Genomic DNA, 25,491 nt, shown 5'->3' on the forward strand with positions numbered 1-25,491 from the left:
TCATATTTTGTATACGAAAAATAAATGTTTACTCTGCAAAAAAACAAGAGAATGATGTCTACTCCTAAGAAATGCTGAATGATCTTTTATCTAGGTTGGTATGCCATCAAGTTGATATACGTCTTATACCATAGAGAAATACGATATGTTTTGTAATAGCATACCTGAAAGACCACATTTTGAACTTGAGGCAATGGTACGAGAGAAAAATATGTGGCCAGTAGCAGGAATAGATGAGGTAGGACGCGGCGCACTTGCAGGTCCTGTTGTGGTAGCAGCTATTATTCTTGATCCGAATAACATTCCTTTTGGTATTAATGATTCAAAAAAAATATCACATAAAAAAAGAGAAGAGTTATACGAAAAGATCACGAGTAGTGCTATCATTTCTATTTCTTCTGCGAGCCATCAGTATATTGACAAACATAATATTCATAAAGCTACTCTCGATGCAATTTATCATGCTGTAGAAAATTTACAAGTTATTCCTCGATCTGCTCTCATTGATGGGCGTAGCATTCCTGAAGATCTACCATGTCAAGCATTTGCCGTTATCAAGGGAGATTCTATTTCTTTATCTATCGCAGCAGCATCTATTATCGCTAAAGTCACGCGTGACCGTCTTATGAGGATAGCTCACAAAAAATATCCCGATTATGGATTTGATTCTCATGTAGGTTATCCAACAGCAAAACATCAACAAGTCATAAAAGAAAAGGGTCCTAGTTGTATTCATAGGCTGACATTTCGTCCATTACGGAATTTATCTGTTTAGTTTTTCATATAGAAATATTTATAAAGCTAATTATACAAGCCCAATATATATGTGAAAATATTATCAGAAATACCTTCTATGAAAAACGGACGTGCGATCTTAACCGAATTTTCCTCAAAAAATCAATTAGTAAATACTGTACAGATATTATGGTATAAAATATGCTTAACTAAAGACACAGTCTAAATAATGAGAGTAGTGTGATAATTTTACATTGTCTATCCGTTATTAGTTCGATGGGAATCAATTACAATATTCCTGCATGCTATCCAGATCCATTAGAAGATTCATCATTATTTTATCATTTTCATTCCACTCTAAACTTGATGACACTGCATTTGCCACTGCGTTTGCAGGAAGAAGGGATTTCGCAATCCAACTTAAGGACTGATCACAATGTAAAGCAACATGTGGCTATTACACCGATTCTTCAAATGCTTGACTTAACTAATTGTCGACATTCTAGAGTAAATCAATGGCGACAAATCTCTAATATTATTGGATATAAAAAAATCAAAAGAATCAATTGTGGTTGATCCCAAGAAATTCATTCTCGGTCAAGCTGTTTTCTGACTTTTAAAGCGTATGATCTTCTCGCATAGATATTTCAATGGCATCCAGATTCTTTTATCATCAAGGCTAAGGCGTAAAGAAGAAGTGAAAAAGGATTAGAAGTGCATATTTATACCAAGAGATGCGATGTGGGCATTACCTTTCCTGTCCACTCTTTCAACATCACTTTTTGCGTTAGAATTATTAACAGAATGAATGTGATGAGGAATATAACGATAACTAGCAGATAAAGAGATGTCGTAATTTACCATATAATCTAAACCTATACCTAATACTACACTTGATCCATGCCCATCAAATCTACCTTTAGCATTTTTACTGTTGTCTGATTCAACCTTCTCAAGGCTTGAATCTATAACGTATGCTCCTCCAAATCCTCCCATTCCATAGATAAGAAGAGAATCCACAGAATATCCTGCTTTTAGTACAACATCCCCATAAATAAAATATTTTTCTTTTAGACGATAAAACGTAGAATCATCCTTCGCAGCAGTAGTATGACAATTGATACCAAAAACAAAATCTTCTAGCTGTATATTATGTCCTAATTCAATTCCCAATCCATTTGGTAGTAAACTATTATACGTTTTCCTATTGATAGTATCAGCTAAGGGGTGCGTTTCATATAAACGAGATATATGCAATCCTACATAATTACCAGACCATATACCATATTCATCATCCTGATATTCCACATTGTTATCTGCCTCATTAAATAAGTCAATTTTCCTAGGCAGATAAAGATCTACTGCTAACGAATGATTCGGTACTACAATACTTAAAAATACTACGAAAAAAAGTGCACCATACCCATTAAAATTCATATGAAATTTCTCCGAAGGGATAGATATAAAGATAATAATAAAATACAATTCACTTTTTAATTGATTGTATGCGGATTAGCAATAATCCATTAAACAACGAAAACAAATGTGAACCGCCGTGAATCCGCATCATTAACTTTTGCAAAGGAAATTTTTAATTACATATACTACATCCAGCATATTAATTTTGCCTGCATACATGCCTATATAGTATATATAAAAAATATTTGATGTATATTTTTTAATAGTACAATAAATTTACATTATAATATATTAAATAAAATAAAAATATCGCGATAACTTTTTAGTACTTTAATATTATTTCGAAATTTTGGTAGTTTTTTATGACCTTAACGGTAAAATATCAATATAAAATTTTACTTTTTGTAATATTTCTAAATCAATTGTTGATATCTGTTAAGGAAAAAATTTGTTGACCCGATCTTTGAAAGATTTTCTTAGTATATGGTTGTGTCATGAGAAAAACTTAGAAAGTTTTTCTCCCCATACCTTTATGATCTACTTTTCTATTTTCTTTTCCATTTTTATCGCTACAGTGATATTTATTGCGAATATTTTTTTATTTTATATCGGATTAACACCGTTTTATGGGTTAGAATATATTCTGGTAGAAAATTTATCTCTCGTTATTATTTCTATCACTATATCATTGTTATTGGGATATATATCTGGATCGATTCTCAAAGAATTATTCATTTCTTATAATAGAATATCCCAATTAAGCCGGATTGATTGTCTCTCTGGGTTGCTTAATCACTCTGCTTTTATTTCTAGTCTTGGATCTTATAACGAAAAATTATCAATCGTTTTTTTTGATATTGATTATTTTAAGCAAATCAATGACAATTTTGGACATCCTGTAGGAGATAAAGTGATAGCTTTTCTTTCTGATCAACTGGTTGTCGTTTTTGGGACACCTATGTTTGTAGGACGATTAGGAGGAGAGGAATTTGCAGCTGCTGCTTTAGGATCTTCTGAACAAGAAGCTGCAATTCTTGCTAATGATCTTAGAAAAATTATAGAAAATTCCCAAATTAATATTTCTTCTGGCCCATCTATTCATATCACTATCTCAGCTGGAATAGCAGAACGTTGTCATAAAGAACCTATCTCGACAATTATCTATCGAGCCGATCAAGCTTTATACGTTGCTAAAAAATCAGGACGTAATCGCGTTGTTTGTTTTAGTGATATTGAAAATAATACTTGCTAAATATCAGAATTTACGATCTAGTCAGTTTATTGTACTTTATCCTTGTGGCTTATAATAATAGGGCTTTGCTTTGGTTTTAAATTGTTCATATACTCTCTTAAAATAAGGGTCAAAGGAAAAATATGATGATGCAAAGTTCTCAAAATAAAAAATTATATTTCCTTTACACTCATTATATTCAAAGTTACATATAAACAAGGATTGAGCCATCAAGGATTCTAGAAATACTGTTGATAATCACTCAATGATATTGACAAGTTTAGAATATTTTTGATCATAACACCTTGAACGTTATTATTAATACGACTTGTATTGAGGATAAATATGATTGATAACATTCAAAATGTTACACAAGATCAATTACGCACTTTTATTGAGCGTCTTGAACGTCTTGAAGAAGAGAAAAAACTTCTTACTGAAAATATTAAAGATATTTATGGTGAGGCAAAAGCAACTGGTTTTGATGTAAAGGCCATTAAAAAAATTCTCTCGTTGCGCAAAAAAGATGAAAAACAATGGATGGAAGAAGAGCAAATTCTAGACGTTTATTTGCGCGCTCTTGGTATGTTAAAAGACGAATAAGGGTATTCTCAATAATAAGAATATATTTTTTCTCTTTATAGATCTTATTATTCATGGAAAGAATAGGGGAGGGTATTTTTAATCTCTGTCCATGAATATAATAAATCAAAAGGAAGATCAAAATAACGGTAGTTGATATAAATGAAAGTCGTTTGATATTTTCATCAAATTACAGACATGATGATAGCCATGAAATGATTTATTGTGCTTTTCACCTGGCACGGAGAAGAGAATCAGCCCATGATTCTACATAATGATTAAAATAACCTTCAATATTATAGGACGACGTCTCCTACTTCTTGCGAAATAAGGTCTACGACGTCTGTTATAAGGAAGTCTCTTATAAGGTCTATTAAAACGTATACGATATGGACTAACAATCCTAGAAGACCCATACGCAGGTTGAAGTCGTCTTCGATACATATTCATCCTAGAATAAGTATTAAAAGGTCGGGCTCTTCTTGATGAAGTGTAAGGACGACGACGCCAACGACGCTGTGTAAAGTTAGGAGAGTAACGATATCGATAAGAAATAGCCATAATAAAAAAACCTTAATAAATAACCTTAATAATTAACCTCAATAAATAACATTAAATAAATTAATGTATTACTCTGTACCCTCCTTAGCTTCCTCAGATTCAGAATCAGAACACCGCACGAGTTCTGACTCTGAATTCCTATGAAAATCTGAAATCAAAGACCCAAACTTATCCAAATAAGATTTCAGATTATCAACTAACAAATGCTTATTTAATAACAAATAATCATAACGCTGAGTTAGATCAGAAAGTTCATCAGAAGTAATCTGATCACTATCCGAAGCAAAGTCCAAATCCAAAAGAACAGAATATCTCTCTTCCGCATACGCCTCACACATTATTTCACTCATTTCTTCTTTTCCTTAGTTACCTCATACCAAACAGCTACTTCATCCGAAACAAACGAATGAAAACGGGAAACATAATCTAGAGAAAAATTATAAACAGGAAGATCTCTCAAATATTTTAAACGCTCCCACAAATCATTAACAAAAGAATAATCAGACGAACCATTTTTCTCTAAATCATCCAAAATAGCATCGCGCTCTTCTACAGAAAGCATCGCTAAATCACTCATAGAAGGCTTTGCCTTTCGCAAAGCCTCCACAATAGAATTACGCTCTAATCTCCAATACTCTATAAACTCACGATTACGAGAAACATCAGTATTCATAAAAAAATCCTCTCCCAAAAAACCTAAGGACTACCAGGAGCATTCAATTTATTAAGATCAACCTTCAATTCAGAAGAGGAATTTTTTTCATCAACTTTATCCTCCTTAACTAAATGAGAATGAGGATAAACAACATCGATAACAGAAGGACCAACTTTTTTAGGATATTTAGCAAAGTAAAAACTCATACTCCGTCTATGCGCTTCTAAATCAGAAAGACGAGTTTTCAAATATTCGAAAACTTCAATACTCTCAACATCCTGTAAATCCTGATCCAAAGCATTAATAATATCACCACGCTCAGACCAATAAGTCCTTCTAACAGAACTCGAAAAAACATTACTGTTAGGAATATGAGGACCCACAACTCGCGCAACTTTCTTGTAACGCTCAAGAGCCTCATGCACATCAGCAAAACTTTTACGCTGAACAAAATGGGAAACAAAACAAAATACAAGAATAGAAACCTGTACCAGGTCATTCCAAGTAACAGAAAGATACGTCATAACAAGAAACCTCCAAGCGAACAAATGTTCCATAATACTTATTATGCGACAATTATAACTATCTAAAAAACTACGAAGGCAAACTATCAGGAGCATTCATTTTATTAAGATCAGCTTTAGATTTAGATTCAGAAGAGGAATTTTTTTCGGCAGCTTGTTCAGAGTTGCCATACATTTCAGAAAAAGCACGATCAACATCCGCTTGAACTAACATATCAGAATTAGAATTAAACTGAGGAGGAGAAACCATACCAGAAATAGAAGGACCAACTCTTTAGGATATTTGGAAAAATAAAAATTCATACTGCGTCTTATATAGTCAGACAAAAAAATATGATTTTAGCCTTTAAATCCCCATTACTGATAATTATTGGCTTCCTAATGTTTCAGTAGTATTCTTGTCCATTTGATGGCATGATTGAATACTACTGATCGTTTTTTCAAAGATACTAGAATTGACGTCATCATTCATCTTTTGAGAAATAATTTCTCTAACGATTTCTACAGAAAAATCTGCTATTTTTGCATAAAGCAATCGTTTAGCTTCCAATTTCATGTAATGAATTTTTTGTTCTAAATCTTTTAGGTATAAAGCAGATATCTGCTCTATATTCTGACAACCCTCTTCTGCAAGAATCTTTGCCCTATGCTTAGCTGCTAAAATTATCTCACGAGTTTCCTCTTCGACTTTACTATGCTTTTCCTTATACTGCATCAAAATATTTTCTGATTTTTCGCGTAAACGTCGTGCTTCAAAAATATCATCACGAATTTTATCGGCGTGAGCATCCAAGAAAGATAGTAAAATTGAGGGAATCCGCAGATATACTACTATCACCAGAAAAATAATAAGAGACATAAAAACTAAAAAAGTCTCATCAAAATGCATCTATGCCATCCCTTTTCCGATCTAATATTTTTTGTACATCTGCATCAGATACAGAAAATCCAAGTTTTCGAACCAAATCTTTAGTAACTTCTCCTACAATGGAATATACTTCCTGTGATGCTTTTTTTTGCATGTCATCTATCTCATTCTGCGCATTCGATAATTTATGCAATAAATCTTTCTCGAATACTTCTCTTTGAAATTCTAGATTCTGGTCAGCAGCTGCCACCACCTTATCAATAATTTCCTTTGCATGCGCACGAGCAATAGCCAATGATTCCTCGTAAGAAGAAATCATGGATTCTACCTCTCTTTTAGCAGAATCCATTTTCTCTTGATCAGATGATATCAGATTACGACGCACCTCCATGATAGAGGATAAGCGAGGCAAAATAAATCGATGGGTGACCCAATAAAAAATGCCAAAAATAATAGCGAGCCAAAAAAATTGTGACAAAAAGGTACTGGTATCAAAAGGAGGAAATCTACTAGAAAAATCAGAAGAAGAGGAAGACGCCATATTCTCACCCATCATACAGTAGAAAAGCTGTAATATTTATCCTGCGGGATAAGTGAATTCACACAATCATTAAAAAGATAACTCATGTGTTTTTATCCTTTCATATCTAAATGACGAAAAGAAGAAGCATTACTACAAGAAGCAAAAATAATCCCAATGACTCAGCAATGACCGCAAAAATTAAAACTTCTGTCTTATGCGCAGACGCTGCACATGGATTGCGAAAAGCCCCTGATAGATAAGTGGTAAAAATATTACTGACAGCAAGAGCAACCAACCCCATACCTAAACACGCCATACCGACAGCTACATATTTCGCTGCTAAAGAATAATAACCATTTGCTGCTGCGAACGTTGCTGCTTCCATCATTTGCTTATCCATTATTTGTTTCCTTATAATTTAATGATTAAGTTTAAAAATACAAACTGATACTTTGAAAGACACTTCCTTAGATTTTAATGCTGATCAGATCGGTAGACATCACCGATATACACACATGCTAATACCATAAAAATATATGCTTGCATAAACGCAACAAAAAATTCAAGTCCCGTTACAGCAACATTGGCCAATACTGGCAAAAAAGAAAACGCTATTCCTAACATACCAATAGACATCATAGAAGTAGAAAAACCAGCAAACACTTTCAGCATAAGATGCCCTGCAAGCATATTTGCAAATAAACGCAATGATAAACTAACAGGACGGAATAAGAAAGAAGACACTTCTATAAAACATACCAACGGTTTTATAAGCAATGGAATATCTTTAGGAATAAATAATCTTAAAAATCCCAAACCATTCACATAAAAACCAGATATAACAACGCTTAGAACAACCAAAAGCGAAAAACTTGTTGTCACAACGATTTGACTTGTAAACGAAAAAAGATACGGGTGCAAACCCAATAAATTAGCAGTCGTCAAAAAAACAAAAAGCGAAAAAACAAAAGGAAAAAAATTCTTAGATTGATTCCCAGCAGAATCACACAGGGTAGACATGATAAATTGATAGATAATCTCAAAGAAAGATTGCAAGCGGGTAGGAACAACTCGACAATTACTCACAGCAAAGAAAGCGAAAATAAAAATAACCAACAAGCTAACAAGCATCGCAAGAGAGGAATTGGTAAAAGAAAGATCAAATCCCTGAACCTGTATCGGAACAATCTTCTGGACAATAAACTGACTCATAGGGGATTTAGACATGAATTCCCCTCTTTACTTGCATCCATCATAACATCAAACCCATAACCGTGTATATAAAAAATTCACGAAAATACCTACACCCTCAAAAAATCACTTTATAAAAAAATATCTCCTATAGAATATGTAAAAAATAAAAAATGTCTACATAAAACACACGTATCAAAGATCAGAATTTACCTACGAAAGATATTGAATATCACAAAAAACATTATTGCAATCGTTTTATACTCCTTCAAATCACTGCACAAACTTATATCTCGTTTGCCACAAAATATAAAATGACCTGTTACTCGTATTAATAAAGATCTGATCTTATTTATAAATTTTTTTTCATTAACACGAGATTTAAAAATTTTTAAGAGAGTATCTCATCGAACCCTTCTTACTATTAAAAAATCCAGTCATGCTGTCTTAAAACCGCTTTATAAAAGAAATCCCAAAAATTTTCATGCTCCGTAGCACCGATATTCTGGCAGGAAAATTTTTCACAAATATTTTTATTCATAAACCAGAATCCTTATACGTAAACTCAAGCTTCTCATCAAAGCTAACCTAGTACACCTCTTACTTTCACAAAAAAAAAGGAAAAATAACTTCACCTAGCAACTATATTTAAACACAAAGGTCAAGAGATTAATTGATAATATAACGCAATAACGCTCAAAAAATACGCTTTATAATTATAAAATATGCAGTATCTCTTTGTTATTAAGAAAAAATTCACTATGTTATACACAAGGTGTAAAAAAATAAAAAACGGATTAAAAATAAAAAAACAAATTATGAAAAAATACAGAATACTTAACAAACACAGCTGATATTGGATACTAAAGCGAATCACCTGTACCAAATAATTCTTCTCAATTGCGCCACTCATACCAACATCAAAATCTATTCCAGCTCAGTATAAAAAAAATGTAATAATAATCCGTAAAAATTACGTACAATTTTTCACTATGTTATTTTTAGTATACACTTTTGCAGGGAGAGATAGTGACTTGCTAACCTATCTATAAAACCTTAGATTGTGCATAGAGTGCGAATCATAACTAAAGGTTGGTTATGCAAATTACAGGATTTACCATAAAAAACTTCAAAGGAATAAAGGAAACTTCCACGAGTTCAATGGGGGAAATGTTATTCCATTAGTGGGACTCAGTGAAAGCGGCAAAACCACCTTATTAGAAGCGATTTTTTTATTCGGAGAAGCTCTTGCGCTTGCGCTTTCCAACGACCCTGTCTCTGTTTTTTTAAAATCCGATGTATTTGATGGGATTTCCAAAAATCAATATGGATTTTTTACAGGGAAAATTAAGGTTGATGCACAATTTATATTATCCGAAAAAATGGATATCCCACATGTTTTTCTGCCAATGGTCCATTTTCCATGAAACCAATCATCCATCTACTCAATGGATGGGGAGTAAATTTTAGATTTTTGTTAGATGGATACCGATCGGGAAAAACGAGTAAAGACAAATATCAAAAAATCGTAAAAATAGGTGACCATGCCGAATCCATCAAAACCCTCGCCGATTTTATTAAAGATTATCCTGATTGTGATCTAGAGTTAGAAAATCTCGTGACAGATGATATCCTATAAAAAGCGGAAATTACTGCAACAGACGACAAAGAAACTAAGAAGGAGAAGCCTAGATAAGGCTTGGTGACATTTTGAAATACAAGAGAAATAGCTTTTGAAAATATGCCTCAAAAATGCACAAATGCTTTTCTACCTAACTGTAGAAGTGCGTATTATTTTTTGTAGTGCGTTTAAAAAGATATCAATATCTTCTTGAGTAGTGGAATCACCGCAAGAAACACGCACAGCACCTTGTGATGTATCAAATCCCATGGCAGCTAATACATGATTTTTTTTGATCTTGCCAGAAGAGCATGCGGATCCTGCCGAAACCGCGATCCCTTCAAGATCAAGAGCAATTTGCAACACTTCTGCCTTTAAAAAAGGAATGCTAAAACAACATGTATTAGAGATACGCTCTGCATCTTTTCCATAGATTATGATATTGGGAATTAATTTTTTTAATTCTTGTTCTAAATAATCACGTATAGCAAAAACGCGGGAAGAACGTTTTTGGATATCTTTGACCATTTGCTGTGCTGCAACAGCAAATCCACCAATAACAGCATAATTTTCTGTTCCTGCACGCTGACCTTTTTCTTGATCTCCTCCTCGCAAAAGGGGTGACGGCAATAAAATATCTTCTCGGAAAACAAGCGCTCCAGCTCCTACAGGAGCCCCTAACTTATGCGATGAAATAATAAGAAAATCCGCTTTTATTTCTTCTATAGACAGAGGAATGCGCCCTGCTGCTTGTACCGCATCAACAACTAAAATTCCTTGATACTCTTTTACTATTTGCGCAATCTCTTTAATTGGCTGAATCACGCCTGTTTCATTATTAACAAACATAACAGCAATCATAGGAATACCGCATGTAGAGTTCCTTTGCTCTAAAAAGTCAGTCAATGCCTGAATATCAACGATGCCTTTAGATAAAACTGGTATCTTGTGAATTTTATGCGACGGAAAATGTCCTCCTGCATAAACAGCAGGATGTTCTATTGCTGAAATATAAAGAGAATCTATGGATATTTTATGAGAACCCTGATAAAAATGAGGTGTTAATACCCAATTTGCTGCTTCTGTTGCACTACTTGTAAAAACAACATGATCAGGTTTTGCCCCGCAAAAATCTGCGATGATACGACGTGATTCTTCAATATAAAGGCGAGTCTTCTGACCTTCTTTATGAACAGACGAAGGATTACCATAAAAATCTAAGGATTTGACAAAAGACTGCCGCACGACCTCAAGAAGAGGTGCTGTAGCATTCCAATCAAGATAAACTCTCTTAAACAATATTTTTCTTTTTTGTATGCATAAACCTTTTTACCAATAGCTCACCTTCATAGAATAATATGAGAAAAACACAAAATTTTTCTCTCTTCATTGTGTTCATTTTCGCTATCCTCATCAAGAAAGCAATCAAGTTCTCAACGATTTTGACTGTGTGAATATCATATCCCCAATATAGTTCATAAAACCCGAAAAAAGAGGGAAAAACACCTTGAAAGACTCCAGAAAGAAAATTCTACTACTTTTCATCAAAACAATAAAATTAAGAACCATTTTTTAAAGACAACAAGAACACTATCTATAAGACCACGACGTATTTTTTACTTCTTAAGTATATCAGAAGTAGGAATATTTCCAAAAAGAATACCTAAAATACAAATAATTAAGTAGTGCAACCACTAAATTTACTTATTCTTACCCTTTTATCTGCGTTATGCATAATTTGAAATATAATAAGACTATCTTATCTCATTGCAATCACCTCATTGTGTGTTATATAGTGCCATTTGATTAATATGAAAAAGTCTAACCGTTTTTTGTTAATTTAATTATTTTTTTAATTTAGATTATAGAAAAATCGTTGTTAAGCTAATCATCAGTTTTTTCTTAGAAAAGTAGTCAAATGCCCGAAGTAGTTTTTAATGGCCCCTCAGGTCGCTTAGAAGGACGTTATCAGCCTTCTACAAATCCAAACGCTCCTATTGCATTAATACTGCATCCTCATCCACGATTTGGTGGAACGATGAATGATAATATCGTTTATCAGTTGTTCTACCTTTTTCAACAAAGAGGATTTGTCTCATTGAGATTTAATTTTCGGGGAATTGGAAGAAGTGAAGGAGAATTTGATTATGGTGATGGAGAGTTATCCGATGCTGCAGCAGCTCTAGATTGGGTTCAGTCTCTCAATCCTGAAAGCAAGAGTTGTTGGATTGCCGGTTACTCTTTCGGAGCATGGATTTCCATGCAACTTTTGATGCGGCGTCCTGAAATCAATGGTTTTATATCTGTTGCTCCTCAGCCTAAAAGTTATGATTTTTCCTTTTTGGCACCATGCCCTTCTTCTGGTTTGATCATCAATGGCAGCAATGATACGGTGGCGACTACCTCTGATGTCAAAGACTTGGTCAATAAACTTATGAATCAAAAAGGCATTTCTATAACTCACAAAGTTATTCCTGATGCAAATCACTTTTTTATTGGTAAAGTAGATGAACTGATCAATGAATGTGCCCATTATCTCGACAACTCTTTAGATGAAAAATTCACTCTACTAAAGTCTATCAAACATTTGCGTTAAAATATTATACTTTTGAAATAATCCAAAGTCATCGGTAGAAAGACGCACAATACTCTACCTATATTGTAAAAATATACAGAAGTGCTATTTATTGCCTCCTGTCGCCCCATCGTGATCTCGCAAGAAAGATATATTTTTGTTTGTTACAACAATTAAACAATTTTCTGAACATTAATAACTATCAAGATGATGTTTTTTATATATTGCAGCAAAGAAAGACGATTATCTCTCACCTCTCGATCATCTACATTCACAAGCACTTGATCAAAAAATATTTCAATAGGTTCACATATAGAATGCAGGAGATCTCCAATCTGATGATACCTTTTATGATCCATACTCTCCTGTATATGGGTACCAAAATCAGATATTACAGCATATAACCTTTTTTCGGCTTCTAATAAAAGATACTGAGGACTAATCTCTAGGGATATCTCCCTGTTCTTTTTCTCTTCTATAGCCAAAATTTGAAAAATACGCTTAGCAGAAAGGAGAAATTTTTCCCCTTTTGCACTACTAAAAAACTCATTTAAATGCTTAATCAGATCAACGATAGTGAGAAGATTATCATTTTCAGGTCGTAATATAGCTTCAATGAGATCATGTCGTATATCCCTGTCATGCAAGTATAATTTTAAACGATCATGAAAAAAAAGAATCAGATTCTGATCTTCTATAAATTGTGATAAAGGAATATCAATTTTATTTTCTAATATAATACGGATAATACCAAGTGTCGCTCGGCGCAATGCATAAGGGTCTTTTGAACCACTAGGCTTTTCATTGATTGCCCAAAAATTAATGAGAGTATCAAGTTTATCAGCTAATGATACAGTGATCGATATTTTATTAGTTGGCACATTTTCTAAAGGACCACGCGGCTTTAAATGCTCTTCAATCGCATCACAACAACTGATATTTTCGTTTTGCAAAACAGCATATTCTTTGCCTATTTTTCCTTGTAACTCTGGAAATTCTCTGACAATCTCAGTACATAAATCAGCCTTTGAGAGTACTATTGCACGATCCACTAAAGCAACATCTGCATCTATCAACTGCGCTATCTTTTTCCCTAATACTCTGATACGTGATACTCTTTCCCCCTGCGTCCCTATTTTAGCATGAAATACCACGTCCAACATATCAAGCCTTGCCATACGTTGATCCAGCGGCTTAGATAAATCAAGATTGAATTTGAGTGCAGATTCTTTTAAAGACGATAGATTAGGAAGATTATTTTGATCACGTTTCCAGAAATGCAAAGCGTCTTCTAAGCGAGCGGCAACAACCCTACTATTGCCCTGTACAATTGCGGCACCACCATCAGAGGCTTGAATATTAGAAACAAGGATAAAACAGTTAGCAAGCACACCTTCACGAGTGCGTGTAACGAAACACTTTTGATTTGTTTTAATCGTCAAACGAATTAACTCTTCTGGAAGACAGAGATATTTTTTATCGAAAGATCCCATAAAAACTTGTACCCATTCGACAAGACCTATAATTTCTTCTAAAAGATCTTTATCTTCTACTAATTCTAACCCAACAGCAGAAGCTAAGCGATGTGCATCATTAAGAATGGCATTACGACGACATTCAGGATCGAGTAATACCATTGCTTCTTCTAAATCGCGGATATAGTGATCAAGAGATTGAACTTTAATAGGATGTGGTGCATGGAAACGATGGCCATAAGTAATATTTCCACAAGGTATTTCCTTTAGATCGAGGTCAATTATCTTCTCTTTTGCATCTTCAGCAACGAGGATACACAAAATTGATTTTAATGGCCTAATCCACGAAAAAGCACTGATAGGAGAATGCGTAGTACTCCAACGCATTGATTTAGGCCAAGGAACTTTTTGAATAGCCACAGGAACTATTGTTTTAAGAACGTCTTCTATTAAACGTTTTGGCTTTCGTAAGACTGCTAAATAAACATCTCCTTTTTTAGGATCTTTTTTAATTTGACAATCAGAAATCGTCTGTAGTCCTGTAGAACGCAAAAAACCATCAATTGCTTTTTTCCCTGCCCCAACTCTTGGCCCTAATCTTTCTTCAATCTTTTCTGGAGAATGAGGAGATAAGCCTTTAAGGTACAAGAATAAACGATGCGGTGTCCAATATTGACGCATATTCTGATATATTACGCCCTCTTCTTTCAATAAACCAATGAGGATTATGCTCAAGTCCTCCGCAGCTTTATGCTGCATACGAGCAGGAATCTCTTCGGAATAAATTTCAAGCAAAAAATCAGGCATTATCGGTTCCTATTATTTAGGATTACAAACTGCTCATATGTCGTAATGCACACGATACCAAGAACGTCTATAGAATATCTTTATTATATGGAGAGAAAGTATAAACAGCACTATAATTGAAATATCGAATGATTTCACCTATAGAGAAAGGAAAATACCAAAACAAACTCCAATAAACTAGCAATACTATATTTACACCATTTGGTACCCGGTGAGGGACTCGAACCCTCACGCTTTCGCGTTTGGACCTAAACCAAGTGTGTCTACCAATTCCACCAACCGGGCATGATGTAACTACATGTTTACTAAGAAATCAATCCATCTTCTAAGAAGATCCACTCAGTGACCTGTTGATTATATCTTCACTAGATCATTCTCGATCACAATACATAAAAATTATAATACTGTAAACACAATAGAAACATGTATTAATAATCAGTTCTTATCCTAAAATTAGATTGTTTTTTGTCAACGATGGTAACAGATCCTATTATTTCTTACCCAGAAAAATTCTAAAATATTTTTGTAGCATCCACAATCTGATGATCGAAAAAATCTCCGAGACGCTTTATTTCCCATTCTAGAAGAATACCTGATTGATTGAAAACTTTTTTGCGCACTTGTTCTCCAAGATATTCAAGATCATATCCAGTAGCATTGTCAGCGTTAATCATAAAATTACAGTGCAATTCTGATATTTTAGCTCCTCCAAATTCTAATCCACGACAACCGGATTTTTCTATTAACTGCCATGCAGAATGTCCCGTAGGATTTTTAAAAGTGGAACCTCCCGTTTTTTCCTTGATTGGCTGTACTGTTTCCCGATGATGACAAACATTAGCAATAGCAGCACTAATAATATTTTGAGATTCTGGAAATCCCCGCAGAACAACATGCGTAATGATCAAATCCTTCGTAATCTCTGAAGAACGATATTGATATTTTAATTGCTCTCGCGGAATAACATGTTGATTTCCCTTACGATCTATACCATGGACTTCTACAACATATTGAGAAGTTTCACAATTATTGGCACCAGCATTCATATATGCTGCACCTCCAATTGATCCCGGAATACCATAAAAAAAATGAAAACCCCCAATACCATGACGTAAAGCGCTATTAGCAAGAGACTTTCCTGAACAACGAGCACCTACAATCATTTCACAATGATTTCTTACTTCTATATTACTAAAACCAGCATTTGATAATCGTAAAACAACACCTCTAATCCCAGCATCACGTACCAAAATATTTGAACCCAGTCCTACAATCGTGATAGGAATATCACTTGGCAAAAGTGTTAAGAAATATTTTAAATCGTGAATATCTTGAGGTTGAAACATGACTTCTGCATTACCACCAGTGCGAAACCATGTTATTTGCTTCAGAGGAAAATTCTCTTGAAATTTGCCTCTGAGTTGTTTACCTCGTTCCCTCAAAAGACGAGAAATTCTTCCATATATCACATCATGCACACGTTTTGTGGAGTAACCAGTTCTAGTTCTCCAATAAGGGAAGCCGCCCATTGAGTGATATTCCCTGCCCCAAAGAAAATAATAAAATCACCTGGTTCTGCAATGGCTAATATCTTGGAAACAAGATGATCAAAAGAATCCATATAATATGCCTGAGGATGTCCTTGCAATTTAATGTTTTTTACCAATTCCGGAGAAGAAAATCCTGGTATTTCTTTTTCTCCAGCCGAATAGACAGGTGAGATCAACACTATATCAGCGTCTCCAAAACAGCTGGAAAATTGATCGAAAAGTGTTGAAAGGCGTGAATAACGATGTGGCTGATGAATAGCTATAATCTTGCGAGGGCAAATTTGACGAACTGCCGCCAAAACAGAAGATATTTCGATAGGATGATGCCCATAATCATCAAAAACATGAACATCATTCCACACACCAACTAAAGTAAATCTTCTTTTGATACCGGAAAACGACGCTAATCCCTTTTTTACATCTTCAGATGACAAACCCAATTTATAAGCGACAGCGATAGAAGCACACGCATTAGAAATATTATGTTCTCCTATCAATGGTAAAGAAAGATCTTTTATTACCGTCAGATCTTTTGTCACATTACCTTGCACAGAAACATCAAAAATCGAACGACCTGAATATTTTCTGATATTCGAATAACGGATATCAGCTTGAGGATGTCGACCATAGGTAATGATTTTACGATTTTGGATACGTGCAATAAGCGAACGAACTTCTGGATGATCCATACACACTACTGCAAAACCATAAAAAGGAATATTGTCAATAAATTTGTAAAAGGCAGCTCGGATAGCATTGAAATCACCATAATAATCCAAGTGTTCTGGATCAATATTCGTAACAACTACAATATCAGAAGGTAATCTTATAAATGTTCCATCTGACTCATCTGCTTCAACAACGATCCATTCACTTGTTCCTATACGGGCATTAGTTCCATAAGAATTAATAATTCCTCCGTTAATCACCGTTGGATCAAATTTTCCTTGCTCCAAAAGTGCCGCAATTAATGAAGTTGTTGTCGTTTTGCCATGCGTTCCACTCACCGAGATAGATTTACGACAGCGCATAAGTCCCGCAAGCATTTCAGAGCGAAATATTATAGGGATATTTCTCTCACGTGCCGCAATACATTCAACATTGTCTTTATCAATTGCCGTAGAAAGCACTAGAATTTCAGCGTTATCGATATTTTCTACTTTGTGACCAATAGAAACTTTAATCCCTTGTTTATGAAGCCTTTGTACATTAGGACCTAAAATAACATCTGATCCTTGTACCTGATGACCCGTGTTATGCAAAACCTCTGCAATACCACTCATCCCTATTCCGCCTATCCCTACAAAATGTATCGGACCCATCCCTTGTGGATTTAGCATGTGGAGTCCCTTTCTAAAACAAGTCCTATATCTTGTGGAATCAGCATTACATTACCTTCCTAAACCAAATCTACTTTTACATGAGCTAGTTTTTCAACTAAATCTGATAACATTAAAACAGCCTGAGGTTTTCCTTTCATAGAAACTTGCTTAGCCATCTGAACCAAACAGCTTGGTTTTTTCATAGCAGAACAAAGCTCTTCAGCCAATCGTTCAGGAGAAAGAAAATTTTCTGTTATAACTTTAGCTCCCCCTCCTTCTTGTAAATAATAAGCATTGTGTAGCTGATCCTGATCAACAGAATGAGGATAAGGTACAAGAATTGCTGGACGTCCTATAACAGCTATCTCAGAAACGGTCAAAGCTCCTGATCGACATATCAACAAATTTGCTTCTACAATATATCGTTCAATATCTTTAAAAAAACAAGCAAGAGTAGCCTTACAACCTAATTCATCATATTGCTTTTGAACTTTTTCTTTATCATCTTCACGGACTTGTTGCATAATCACTAATCGTTTACGCTGCATCTCTGGTATAAGAGCAATGCTTTTAGGGACAATATCGGAAAAAACTTTTGCCCCTTGACTTCCTCCAAATACTAATAAATGAAAAGGTTGATCTAAATCACTAGACTGATACGGAATATCTTTCATTTTGATCAAGGAACTGCGTATAGGATTACCTGTTACAATAATTTTGCGTAATAATACTTTTTTCTGAGAAGATACTAATCCTCTTGCTATTATTTGTACTCCCCAAGATAAGAGACGATTCGCTTTTCCCATTATAACATTTTGTTCATGAACCATCGAGGGTATCCGTAATATCATTCCCGCTAATAGCGGAGAAATGCTATGATAACCTCCAAAACCTACCACGACGTTAGGTTTTAATTTTTTTATCAAACGTAAAGAAGCGATAAATGCTTTCCATAAAATCACTAAAGAATTCCAAAAAACAAAGGGATTAGAAAATCGAACCTGAGAAGAAACAATCTCATAAATGGAATCAGCAGGAAAATCTGTAATAAAAGACCTTGCACGACGATCAGTGATTAAATAGACAGCATATCCTCGATTTTTTAATTCATGCGATAATGCCACTGCGGGGAATACATGTCCTCCCGTACCCCCTGCTACTAATAATATAACATTGTTTTCTGACATACTTATGATCCTGAACTATGTGAGATCGAAGTATGCATAAAATCTTCTTCGTAAGCGCGTTTTTCAGGACGACGACACGTTAATGCTAATAAGTATCCCATTGTAATACATATCCCTAATATAGATGATCCCCCGTATGAAATAGCAGGCATTGTCATTCCTTTAGTAGGGAGAAGATGTAAATTAACACCAATATTAATAAACGCTTGTAAAGCTATCTGCAATGCCAGACCAAATATAGCCATACGAATAAAATCATTTGACTCCACTAGCGAATAAAGAAAAGAACGCACAACTATAAAAGCAAAAATACATAAAATAAAAATACAAAATATAATACCAAATTCCTCTGCAGCTACAGAAAAAACAAAATCCGTATGACTATCCGGAATAACACGCTTTATGACTCCCTCTCCTGGTCCTTTACCAAACCACCCACCATGGATGATTGCATCACGTGAACTATCTATTTGGAAAGAATCCCCCACTCCGGTCATAAAATGGTTAATGCGAATAGCAACATGAGGCATTGTCTGATAAGCAATGAATAAACTCATCAATCCTAAAAAAGCAAATACCACAATCCACAACCACGAAATACCTGTAATAAAAAACATACAATCCCATATTAATGACACCAAAATACTTTGTCCAAAATCAGGTTGTGCAATGAGTAACGCTATAACGATTCCAAACAATATAAAAGAAAAAATATTCCCTGGTATTTCTGGATGGCGAATTTGTTCGGCGAAAAACCAAGCACTGACAATAATGAATGATGGTTTCATAAATTCGGAAGGTTGGACCGATGTTCCTGCAATATACAACCAACGTTTCGCTCCTTTAATTTCTACTCCCCAAAACAATGTTAGAAACATCGCTATTAAAGAGAGAAAAAGTAAAATAAATGCTGTATTTTTCACATTTTTAGGAGAAAAAAGGGAAAAAGATATCATAATGATTACGGAAGGGATAAGAAATAGAGCATGTCTTTTAACAAAATAAAAGTTTTCTAGACCTAATTTTTCTGCTACAGAAGGGGATGAAGCAAAAGACAACATCAATCCCAACCCTAATAAAAATAAAAATGCTATGAGGGAGAACCAATCTACAGTCCAAAACCATTCTGCCAGTATCCCTCTTTCAGCTCGTTTTACCATAGAGATTTCCTTTCTTCTTCTATGTCAACGAGCATTTCTATGCCCGGTATCTCTGAGACCTGCGACATAAAGGAGAAACCTCTTTCTCGAAAATTATTATATTGGTCAAAACTTGCACATCCTGGAGAAAATAATACAATCGATGGCAATTGTACATTTTCTACGTCACGAACAACACTTTTAAGTGCTTGGTCAAGGGTTTTAGAAAGAGTACTGTTGATCTTTCCTCCGAAATGATGAAAAAAGAGCATAGCAGAGTTCCCTATAAAATAAGCTTTTGCTATCTTTGATATAAAAGGAAAAAGAGTAGAAAAATCATCAGATTTAGACAAACCACCAGCAATCCAATAAATCCGGCGTTTTTCATTCAAGAATGCATGAATCACAGAGTGAAGATTTGTTGCCTTGGAATCATTGATGAAAATAACATGCCCTAATCGTGCTATTGTTTGCAAACGATGTGTCAAACCACCACATGACAACAATGCTCTCTTGATCTCCTCAACTTTTAAACCTAATTGCATACAAACAACAGCAGAGGTCACTAAATTCTGAATATTATGTTTCTTTGTTTCTTGCGAGAAATCAAATATTACTTCTGATGTGGCAGAACATTTTAAGAAAGATTCATCAATATATAAATCGGAATCTGATTGCAGCGATTGAGATGATATCCGAGATATAGAATGCCCAATAAAATTCATGTCATATGCAATTTTCTCACATTGATGATCATTGATACAAATAATCGCATGTTTGCTCATGGTTACAATTTTTTTTTTGATATTGACATAATTCTCCAAAGTATGGTGACGATCAAGATGATCGGGAGAAATATTTAAAAGAACTCCTATGGAAGGATCAATGGTCGGTGTCAATTCTATTTGGTAAGAAGAGCATTCAATCACATAAAAACGATTAGGAGAAAAATATTCAAGATTCAAAATCGGAAGACCAATATTACCACCTAATTGTACATCATAACCATTTTTTCGTAAAACATGTGAAATCAATGCAACCGTAGAAGATTTACCGTTGGTACCAGTAACCGCAATAAAAGGAGACTGCAACGACGAAAAACGTCGTTCTCGCACGAATAATTCGATATCTCCAATGATTTCCACATTAAATTGGTTCGCTAATTTAACACACCAATGAGCGTTTTCTCCTGTCAAAGCAATACCAGGAGACAAAACCAAGAAAGAAATTATAGACCATGGAATCTCTCGAAAATCAATAACTTCTATTCCCATATCTTTTGCTTGTTTTACAGCGCAAGGATGGTCATCCCAAGCAATGACATGTACTCCTGAATCCTTCAAAGCACAAGCAGCGGACAATCCCGAACGTCCTAATCCAAAAACAGCAATTGAATGATTGCGAAAGCTACTTAATTTCATCAAAATATTAACGCATTTTCAAAGTTAAAAGCCCAATAACAGCGAATATAAAAGAAATAATCCAGAAACGAATCACTATTTGGTTTTCAGTCCAGCCCTTTTTTTCAAAGTGATGATGAATTGGAGCCATTAAAAAAACACGTTTTTTAGTCATTTTAAAATAACCCACCTGCATGATGACAGAAAGTGTTTCAACGACGAATAATCCTCCAATGATAATCAATAGTATTTCATGTTTAGTTGAAACGGCAATTCCACCAATGAACGCACCTAATGCTAGCGACCCCGTATCTCCCATAAAAATCACTGCAGGGGAAATATTGAACCATAAAAAACCGATCCCTGCACCAATAAGAGCACTTATCACAACAACTAATTCCCCTACACCCGGAACAAAATTGACCTGTAAATAATGTGATAATAAAATGTTTCCCGCAACATAAGCAATAAACGAAAATGCAACAGATGCAATCATAACTGGCACAATAGCCAAACCATCGAGTCCATCTGTTAAATTAACGGCATTAGCCGTTGCGACAATCACAAAAGCAGCAAAAGGAATAAAAAATAGCCCCATATCTAGAATAATATCTCTAAAAAAAGGAAAAACTATAGAAGTTTTTGTTTCTATACCCAAGAGCGTTGAATTCGAATAAAAAAGCAAAGCACAAACAGCCAATATAGCGATAATAAACTCTATTAAAATCCTCACTTTCCCCGAGAGCCCTCCTGCATCTCCTGTGGTGATTTTGATATAATCGTCATAAAAACCCACTAAACCAAAACTTAACGTTAATAATAAAATAATACTCACATGAAGAGAAGAAAAATCAGCCCACAAAAGAGATGATCCTATTAGTCCCATCAAAATGATGATACCACCCATAGTAGGAGTATCAATTTTCCTAGCATGGATTGGCAAATTGGGAACGCGAACAGGTTGCCCTCGAAATTCTTGGAGAGAACGCAAACAATCAATAACCTTAGGCCCAAAGGCAAAAACAATAAGCATAGCACTGAAGAATGCCGCACTAGATCTAAAAGTAACATACTTTAAAACATGAGTGATAATATAATATTCTGAAAAATCAGCCAACTGGATAAACATTTTCACCTCTTTGGTAGATTACACAAACTGTCTTATGATGGTCTTATTGAATCGCAGGAAATTCCTCAAGTAATAAATTGATAAGACGATAAAATCCACAGGAATTCGAAGATTTAACCACTACAACATCTCCATCCACAAGAGATGATTGGATAAACAAAAAAAGACCATCCATTGTTTCGGAATAGTGTACATGAATACTACGAGGCAATGCATCCTTTAATGCCAATACATGAAAACCACTTAACCATACATGCGAAATATTGTATAAGGATAACACTTCTGCCAAATCGATATGAAAAGATTGTGATAATTCTCCCATTTCACACATATCACCAAGGACCGCAATGCGACGCCCTTCCCCATGTGGAGAGATTTGAGATAAAACAGATATTGCCGCTTTCATCGAAGCAGGATTAGCATTATAACTTTCATCAATCAGAGTGAAAAATCCTTGGTTTAACGCACAACGATAACGCTTACCTCTTCCTTCTTTAGGATGGAAAACAGAAAGTGCCTTAATAGCTGTATCAACATCAGCAGTCAAAATTGATACAATTCCTAATGTCATGAGCATATTCTGCGCCATATGATATCCAATCCCATGGTGTACTACCTCCATTGATTTCCCTTGTAATTGTACTTCCATCCAAGACTGTTCAGAACACTGTTTCCATTTTCGCAGCTGGAAATCAGCATTTTTCGATTTGCCAAAAGAATAAATTGTTTTTATTCCTAGAGCATGGGACTTTGCTTTGAGAAGTTCAAAAAAGGAATCATCATAATTCAGAAAAATAGTCCCTGTTTTTTCTAATCCCTCAAAAATTTCTGCTTTGGCAGATGCAATTTCTTCTATCCCTGAAAAATTACTCAAGTGCGCAGGAGCAATCGTAGTAATTACCGCTATATGAGGACGAACTAAATGTGTTAAAAAACGGATTTCACCTAAATGGCTCATTCCTAGTTCAAAAATCCCAAAATCTACATCTACAGGCATGCGTGCTAACGTTAATGGAACTCCAATATGATTATTATATGAACCAATACAAGCATAGGTCTTCTTTATAGACGACAAGGCGATAGTGAGCATTTCTTTCGTAGTAGTTTTACCAACAGAACCAGTAATGGCAATAATTGTCGCCTTAGAACGAAGGCGTGCAGCTACCGCAAGTTTGTTTAAAGCACCCAAAACATCATCCACACCAAAAACAGGAATAGATAATGATCCTATAGACGCAACCATATCTGTATTGACAACCACAAGACCAGCACCTTTTTGCACTGCGTGCAAGATGAAATCATGACCATCATAATGAGGACCCTTGATAGCAAAAAATGCTTCCTGAGGAGCAATAGAACGGCTATCTATTGAAATTCCATTTACAAACCCTTGGGGGACGATTCCAATCGAATGACCTTGGATAGCCTGAAGCAAATCATGAAATGTCCATAAAGGATTCATAGAATTAAGCCTAAAATTTCACGTATAATATCACAATCAACAGACATTTTTTTTTCCCCATTAGTCACAATATGTACTGTCTCATGTCCCTTACCTGCCACAACTAAGACATCTTGCTTATTGAGCATCTCTATAGCAGTACGTATAGCCTCTATTCGATTTCCTTTTTCAATAAAACCAGGAATACCATGGATGATTTCAGCTCGTATTTTTTCAGGATCTTCCGAACGTGGATTATCATCTGTGACAATAGCAATATCCGCCAAATCTAGGGCAATTTTCCCCATTATTGGGCGTTTCCCTTGATCACGATCTCCTCCACAACCAAAAACCACAATAATACGACCTGATGTAATAGTACGAATGTTTTTTAGAATCATCTCGAGCGAATTAGAAGTATGAGCATAATCAACATAAATTCTACCACCTCTGGAATTTGTACCAACAAACTCAAAACGTCCAGGAACAACATGCAATTTTTCTAAATGTTCAAGGACAAGGGCACTATCTATTCCTATTGCAATACATAATCCTGCGGCAACTAACGCATTATATACTTGAAATTCTCCTGGAAGAGGAAACAGAAAATCAAAATCCTTTCCTTCAACAGATATAGTAACTTGTTGTTTATTATGGATTGCACATACTTTTTTAAGATGAATAAATTTTCCTTGATATCCTACTGATAACACACGACAACCTGCATTATGGGCACGTTTCATCACTTCTTTGGAATAGGCATCATCTGCATAAATAATCGCAGGAGATTCCTTGGGTAGCAATTCTTCAAAAAGACGCATTTTAGCGTTAAAATATGCCTGTTGGGTTTGATGGTAATCGATATGATCACGTCCCAAGTTTGTAAAAGATCCCGCAATTAACTTGATGCCATCTAATCTATGTTGATCTAATCCATGACTGGATGCCTCAACAGATACATGGGTCACACCCTGAGAAGAAAGATACGATAATGCTTTTGCTAGATAAATAGGACTAGGAGTAGTTAAACGATTATCTTGTGCAAAAGAAGAAATAGTACTCGTTGGTCCAATTTGAAAGGATGATAGACCAGAACGTTGACAAATCTGTTGCACAAAAGAAGCCACGGAACTTTTTCCAGAAGTACCGGTAACCGCAAGGATGTTTTCAGGGTGTTTGCCATATAATCTAGAGGCGAAAAGAGAGAGAAATTTTCTTGTATTGTCGACGACTAAAATTGGAGTATTTGACCTGATAGTGGCTGAAAAATCTTGTAATGAATACGCAGAAGATACGACAATAGCTTCGGCACCTTGCGCTATTGCTTGTGGAATAAAAAGATGACCATCTTCTTTATTCCCAACAATCGCTACAAATATCCACCCTGCTTGAATATGGCGACTATCTGAAGAAACTTCATTGATCTTCCGTTCCCTCCATTGCATTGGAAAAATCGACAATTGATTTATAAGCTCTGGAAAATCTTTATATATCAGATCTTGTAATTTCAATACCATCTCCTTTCACACAATACCGTAAAAGTATTCCTCAATACC

The 25,491-nt window shown here is 34.9% G+C and carries 27 protein-coding genes and 1 tRNA gene; 7 read left to right on the forward strand and 21 right to left on the reverse strand.

Annotated elements, in window-relative coordinates; all coding sequences use genetic code 11:
- Window positions 1-145 precede the first annotated feature (145 nt).
- Together CD16_RS04850 and CD16_RS04855 are read left to right on the forward strand one after the other, a co-directional pair.
- Complete coding sequence (locus CD16_RS04850; protein ID WP_015452907.1) at window positions 146-775, forward strand: ribonuclease HII; 630 nt, start codon at window positions 146-148, stop codon at window positions 773-775.
- 200 nt (window positions 776-975) lie between these two features.
- The gene (locus CD16_RS04855; protein WP_015452908.1) at window positions 976-1,311 is read left to right on the forward strand and encodes a hypothetical protein; all 336 of its coding nucleotides are present in this window, start codon (window positions 976-978) and stop codon (window positions 1,309-1,311) included.
- Window positions 1,312-1,443: 132 nt separating this feature from the next.
- Here CD16_RS04855 and CD16_RS04860 read toward each other — a convergent pair whose 3' ends face one another.
- The gene (locus tag CD16_RS04860; protein ID WP_015452909.1) at window positions 1,444-2,172 is read right to left on the reverse strand and encodes an outer membrane protein; all 729 of its coding nucleotides are present in this window, start codon (window positions 2,170-2,172) and stop codon (window positions 1,444-1,446) included.
- A 433-nt stretch (window positions 2,173-2,605) separates the two neighbouring features.
- On the opposite strand from CD16_RS04860, the gene CD16_RS04865 reads away from it, so the two are divergent.
- Both CD16_RS04865 and CD16_RS04870 read left to right on the forward strand, forming a co-directional pair.
- Complete coding sequence (locus CD16_RS04865) at window positions 2,606-3,406, forward strand: GGDEF domain-containing protein (protein ID WP_015452910.1); 801 nt, start codon at window positions 2,606-2,608, stop codon at window positions 3,404-3,406.
- A 324-nt stretch (window positions 3,407-3,730) separates the two neighbouring features.
- Window positions 3,731-3,988: a DUF2312 domain-containing protein gene (locus CD16_RS04870; protein ID WP_015452911.1), complete on the forward strand. Its 258-nt coding sequence runs from the start codon at window positions 3,731-3,733 to the stop codon at window positions 3,986-3,988.
- Window positions 3,989-4,234: 246 nt separating this feature from the next.
- On the opposite strand, the gene CD16_RS04875 is transcribed toward CD16_RS04870, so the two are convergent.
- The 9 genes from CD16_RS04875 to CD16_RS04915 form a co-directional block, all read right to left on the reverse strand.
- A complete protein-coding gene (locus CD16_RS04875; RefSeq protein WP_155714014.1) occupies window positions 4,235-4,528 on the reverse strand; it encodes a hypothetical protein in 294 nt (97 codons plus the stop codon).
- A 68-nt stretch (window positions 4,529-4,596) separates the two neighbouring features.
- Window positions 4,597-4,878: a hypothetical protein gene (locus CD16_RS04880; RefSeq protein ID WP_015452912.1), complete on the reverse strand. Its 282-nt coding sequence runs from the start codon at window positions 4,876-4,878 to the stop codon at window positions 4,597-4,599.
- Window positions 4,875-5,201: a hypothetical protein gene (locus CD16_RS04885; RefSeq protein WP_015452913.1), complete on the reverse strand. Its 327-nt coding sequence runs from the start codon at window positions 5,199-5,201 to the stop codon at window positions 4,875-4,877. Before CD16_RS04885 ends, CD16_RS04880 begins: the two co-directional genes overlap by 4 nt.
- A 23-nt stretch (window positions 5,202-5,224) precedes the next feature.
- Complete coding sequence (locus CD16_RS04890) at window positions 5,225-5,707, reverse strand: hypothetical protein (RefSeq protein ID WP_015452914.1); 483 nt, start codon at window positions 5,705-5,707, stop codon at window positions 5,225-5,227.
- 70 nt (window positions 5,708-5,777) lie between these two features.
- Window positions 5,778-5,957: a hypothetical protein gene (locus tag CD16_RS04895; protein ID WP_015452915.1), complete on the reverse strand. Its 180-nt coding sequence runs from the start codon at window positions 5,955-5,957 to the stop codon at window positions 5,778-5,780.
- Between the two features lie 117 nt (window positions 5,958-6,074).
- Entirely contained in the window at window positions 6,075-6,596 is a 522-nt protein-coding gene (locus tag CD16_RS04900; RefSeq protein ID WP_015452916.1) for a F0F1 ATP synthase subunit B family protein, read from the reverse strand.
- On the reverse strand, window positions 6,586-7,116 hold the full coding sequence (locus CD16_RS04905; protein WP_031935068.1) for a F0F1 ATP synthase subunit B family protein: 531 nt from the start codon (window positions 7,114-7,116) through the stop codon (window positions 6,586-6,588). Before CD16_RS04905 ends, CD16_RS04900 begins: the two co-directional genes overlap by 11 nt.
- Window positions 7,117-7,222: 106 nt before the next feature.
- Window positions 7,223-7,498 (reverse strand): ATP synthase subunit c family protein, encoded by a 276-nt coding sequence (locus tag CD16_RS04910; protein ID WP_015452918.1) that lies wholly within the window; start codon window positions 7,496-7,498, stop codon window positions 7,223-7,225.
- Between the two features lie 74 nt (window positions 7,499-7,572).
- The gene (locus CD16_RS04915) at window positions 7,573-8,325 is read right to left on the reverse strand and encodes a F0F1 ATP synthase subunit A (protein WP_015452919.1); all 753 of its coding nucleotides are present in this window, start codon (window positions 8,323-8,325) and stop codon (window positions 7,573-7,575) included.
- Between the two features lie 1,148 nt (window positions 8,326-9,473).
- On the opposite strand from CD16_RS04915, the gene CD16_RS04920 reads away from it, so the two are divergent.
- Together CD16_RS04920 and CD16_RS04925 are read left to right on the forward strand one after the other, a co-directional pair.
- Window positions 9,474-9,716: a P-loop NTPase family protein gene (locus CD16_RS04920; RefSeq protein ID WP_015452920.1), complete on the forward strand. Its 243-nt coding sequence runs from the start codon at window positions 9,474-9,476 to the stop codon at window positions 9,714-9,716.
- The gene (locus CD16_RS04925) at window positions 9,713-9,928 is read left to right on the forward strand and encodes a hypothetical protein (RefSeq protein ID WP_015452921.1); all 216 of its coding nucleotides are present in this window, start codon (window positions 9,713-9,715) and stop codon (window positions 9,926-9,928) included. The genes CD16_RS04920 and CD16_RS04925 overlap by 4 nt, the downstream gene beginning before the upstream one ends.
- A gap of 129 nt (window positions 9,929-10,057) precedes the next feature.
- Here the strand turns inward: CD16_RS04925 and CD16_RS04930 are convergent, their stop codons facing one another.
- The gene (locus CD16_RS04930; protein WP_015452922.1) at window positions 10,058-11,209 is read right to left on the reverse strand and encodes a cysteine desulfurase family protein; all 1,152 of its coding nucleotides are present in this window, start codon (window positions 11,207-11,209) and stop codon (window positions 10,058-10,060) included.
- A gap of 619 nt (window positions 11,210-11,828) precedes the next feature.
- On the opposite strand from CD16_RS04930, the gene CD16_RS04935 reads away from it, so the two are divergent.
- On the forward strand, window positions 11,829-12,506 hold the full coding sequence (locus CD16_RS04935) for an alpha/beta hydrolase (RefSeq protein ID WP_015452924.1): 678 nt from the start codon (window positions 11,829-11,831) through the stop codon (window positions 12,504-12,506).
- Window positions 12,507-12,658: 152 nt separating this feature from the next.
- On the opposite strand, the gene glyS is transcribed toward CD16_RS04935, so the two are convergent.
- From glyS to CD16_RS04985, 10 genes are all read right to left on the reverse strand, one after another.
- Window positions 12,659-14,767 (reverse strand): glycine--tRNA ligase subunit beta, encoded by a 2,109-nt coding sequence (glyS, locus tag CD16_RS04940; protein WP_015452925.1) that lies wholly within the window; start codon window positions 14,765-14,767, stop codon window positions 12,659-12,661.
- A 202-nt stretch (window positions 14,768-14,969) separates the two neighbouring features.
- Window positions 14,970-15,052: transfer RNA gene (locus CD16_RS04945), tRNA-Leu, on the reverse strand.
- Window positions 15,053-15,279: 227 nt separating this feature from the next.
- Window positions 15,280-16,296, reverse strand: coding sequence for a UDP-N-acetylmuramate dehydrogenase (murB, locus tag CD16_RS04950; protein ID WP_080571138.1), 1,017 nt, complete (start codon window positions 16,294-16,296; stop codon window positions 15,280-15,282).
- Entirely contained in the window at window positions 16,233-17,657 is a 1,425-nt protein-coding gene (gene murC, locus CD16_RS04955) for a UDP-N-acetylmuramate--L-alanine ligase (RefSeq protein WP_015452927.1), read from the reverse strand. The genes murB and murC overlap by 64 nt, the downstream gene beginning before the upstream one ends.
- 59 nt (window positions 17,658-17,716) lie before the next feature.
- Window positions 17,717-18,826, reverse strand: a complete 1,110-nt coding sequence (gene murG / locus CD16_RS04960; RefSeq protein WP_015452928.1) for an undecaprenyldiphospho-muramoylpentapeptide beta-N-acetylglucosaminyltransferase — start codon at window positions 18,824-18,826, stop codon at window positions 17,717-17,719.
- Between the two features lie 2 nt (window positions 18,827-18,828).
- Window positions 18,829-19,986, reverse strand: coding sequence for an FtsW/RodA/SpoVE family cell cycle protein (locus CD16_RS04965; RefSeq protein WP_015452929.1), 1,158 nt, complete (start codon window positions 19,984-19,986; stop codon window positions 18,829-18,831).
- Window positions 19,980-21,386, reverse strand: coding sequence for a UDP-N-acetylmuramoyl-L-alanine--D-glutamate ligase (gene murD / locus CD16_RS04970; RefSeq protein ID WP_015452930.1), 1,407 nt, complete (start codon window positions 21,384-21,386; stop codon window positions 19,980-19,982). Before murD ends, CD16_RS04965 begins: the two co-directional genes overlap by 7 nt.
- 7 nt (window positions 21,387-21,393) lie before the next feature.
- Entirely contained in the window at window positions 21,394-22,494 is a 1,101-nt protein-coding gene (mraY, locus tag CD16_RS04975; protein ID WP_015452931.1) for a phospho-N-acetylmuramoyl-pentapeptide-transferase, read from the reverse strand.
- A gap of 43 nt (window positions 22,495-22,537) precedes the next feature.
- Window positions 22,538-23,956, reverse strand: coding sequence for a UDP-N-acetylmuramoyl-tripeptide--D-alanyl-D-alanine ligase (locus CD16_RS04980; RefSeq protein ID WP_015452932.1), 1,419 nt, complete (start codon window positions 23,954-23,956; stop codon window positions 22,538-22,540).
- The gene (locus tag CD16_RS04985) at window positions 23,953-25,446 is read right to left on the reverse strand and encodes a UDP-N-acetylmuramoyl-L-alanyl-D-glutamate--2,6-diaminopimelate ligase (protein WP_015452933.1); all 1,494 of its coding nucleotides are present in this window, start codon (window positions 25,444-25,446) and stop codon (window positions 23,953-23,955) included. Before CD16_RS04985 ends, CD16_RS04980 begins: the two co-directional genes overlap by 4 nt.
- Between the last annotated feature and the right edge of the window lie 45 nt (window positions 25,447-25,491).

Source organism: Candidatus Liberibacter asiaticus, assembly GCF_000590865.3.
GTDB classification, from domain to species: Bacteria; Pseudomonadota; Alphaproteobacteria; order Rhizobiales; family Rhizobiaceae; genus Liberibacter; species Liberibacter asiaticus.

What these genes read in the sequence shown, in the direction of transcription:
- CD16_RS04965 (WP_015452929.1), bottom strand. Translation starts at nt 19,986, where the DNA reads ATGGTAAAACGAGCTGAAAGAGGGATACTGGCAGAATGGTTTTGGACT.
- CD16_RS04880 (WP_015452912.1), bottom strand. Translation starts at nt 4,878, where the DNA reads ATGAGTGAAATAATGTGTGAGGCGTATGCGGAAGAGAGATATTCTGTT.
- CD16_RS04895 (WP_015452915.1), bottom strand. Translation starts at nt 5,957, where the DNA reads ATGGTTTCTCCTCCTCAGTTTAATTCTAATTCTGATATGTTAGTTCAA.
- CD16_RS04890 (WP_015452914.1), bottom strand. Translation starts at nt 5,707, where the DNA reads ATGACGTATCTTTCTGTTACTTGGAATGACCTGGTACAGGTTTCTATT.
- CD16_RS04910 (WP_015452918.1), bottom strand. Translation starts at nt 7,498, where the DNA reads ATGGATAAGCAAATGATGGAAGCAGCAACGTTCGCAGCAGCAAATGGT.
- CD16_RS04885 (WP_015452913.1), bottom strand. Translation starts at nt 5,201, where the DNA reads ATGAATACTGATGTTTCTCGTAATCGTGAGTTTATAGAGTATTGGAGA.
- CD16_RS04850 (WP_015452907.1), top strand. Translation starts at nt 146, where the DNA reads ATGTTTTGTAATAGCATACCTGAAAGACCACATTTTGAACTTGAGGCA.
- CD16_RS04870 (WP_015452911.1), top strand. Translation starts at nt 3,731, where the DNA reads ATGATTGATAACATTCAAAATGTTACACAAGATCAATTACGCACTTTT.
- CD16_RS04860 (WP_015452909.1), bottom strand. Translation starts at nt 2,172, where the DNA reads ATGAATTTTAATGGGTATGGTGCACTTTTTTTCGTAGTATTTTTAAGT.
- glyS (WP_015452925.1), bottom strand. Translation starts at nt 14,767, where the DNA reads ATGCCTGATTTTTTGCTTGAAATTTATTCCGAAGAGATTCCTGCTCGT.
- mraY (WP_015452931.1), bottom strand. Translation starts at nt 22,494, where the DNA reads ATGTTTATCCAGTTGGCTGATTTTTCAGAATATTATATTATCACTCAT.
- CD16_RS04935 (WP_015452924.1), top strand. Translation starts at nt 11,829, where the DNA reads ATGCCCGAAGTAGTTTTTAATGGCCCCTCAGGTCGCTTAGAAGGACGT.
- CD16_RS04915 (WP_015452919.1), bottom strand. Translation starts at nt 8,325, where the DNA reads ATGTCTAAATCCCCTATGAGTCAGTTTATTGTCCAGAAGATTGTTCCG.
- CD16_RS04980 (WP_015452932.1), bottom strand. Translation starts at nt 23,956, where the DNA reads ATGAATCCTTTATGGACATTTCATGATTTGCTTCAGGCTATCCAAGGT.
- murB (WP_080571138.1), bottom strand. Translation starts at nt 16,296, where the DNA reads ATGGGCGGCTTCCCTTATTGGAGAACTAGAACTGGTTACTCCACAAAA.
- murG (WP_015452928.1), bottom strand. Translation starts at nt 18,826, where the DNA reads ATGTCAGAAAACAATGTTATATTATTAGTAGCAGGGGGTACGGGAGGA.
- CD16_RS04925 (WP_015452921.1), top strand. Translation starts at nt 9,713, where the DNA reads ATGAAACCAATCATCCATCTACTCAATGGATGGGGAGTAAATTTTAGA.
- murD (WP_015452930.1), bottom strand. Translation starts at nt 21,386, where the DNA reads ATGAAATTAAGTAGCTTTCGCAATCATTCAATTGCTGTTTTTGGATTA.
- murC (WP_015452927.1), bottom strand. Translation starts at nt 17,657, where the DNA reads ATGCTAAATCCACAAGGGATGGGTCCGATACATTTTGTAGGGATAGGC.
- CD16_RS04900 (WP_015452916.1), bottom strand. Translation starts at nt 6,596, where the DNA reads ATGCATTTTGATGAGACTTTTTTAGTTTTTATGTCTCTTATTATTTTT.
- CD16_RS04875 (WP_155714014.1), bottom strand. Translation starts at nt 4,528, where the DNA reads ATGGCTATTTCTTATCGATATCGTTACTCTCCTAACTTTACACAGCGT.
- CD16_RS04905 (WP_031935068.1), bottom strand. Translation starts at nt 7,116, where the DNA reads ATGGCGTCTTCCTCTTCTTCTGATTTTTCTAGTAGATTTCCTCCTTTT.